The following is a 255-nucleotide window of genomic DNA, read 5'->3' on the forward strand; positions in this document are numbered from 1 at the left end:
TTTTACTGCTTTTTTCTTAAACTTTCACCTCTTAGCTCGATTCTGTAAGAGGAGTGCACCAGCCGGTCGAGAATGGCATCGGCTATGGTTTCTTCTCCAATTACATCATACCAGCTGGCGACCGGTAGCTGACTGGCAATAATGGTGGAGGCCTTGGCATGGCGGTCTTCGATGATCTCCATCAGATCCAGGCGCTGCTGTTGCTCCAGGTGCGTCAGCCCAAAGTCGTCGAGTATCAGCAGGTCCGTCTTGGAG

Annotated in this window: 1 protein-coding gene; it reads right to left on the bottom strand. The window is 51.8% G+C overall.

What is annotated here, in order from left to right; genetic code table 11:
* Positions 1–2: 2 nt before the first annotated feature.
* The coding region (locus tag K3G39_RS20610) for an ATP-binding protein (RefSeq protein WP_220628048.1) at positions 3–255 on the bottom strand (253 nt) is incomplete at its 5' end.

This window comes from Pontibacter sp. HSC-14F20, from assembly GCF_019599265.1.
Taxonomy (GTDB): Bacteria; Bacteroidota; Bacteroidia; order Cytophagales; family Hymenobacteraceae; genus Pontibacter.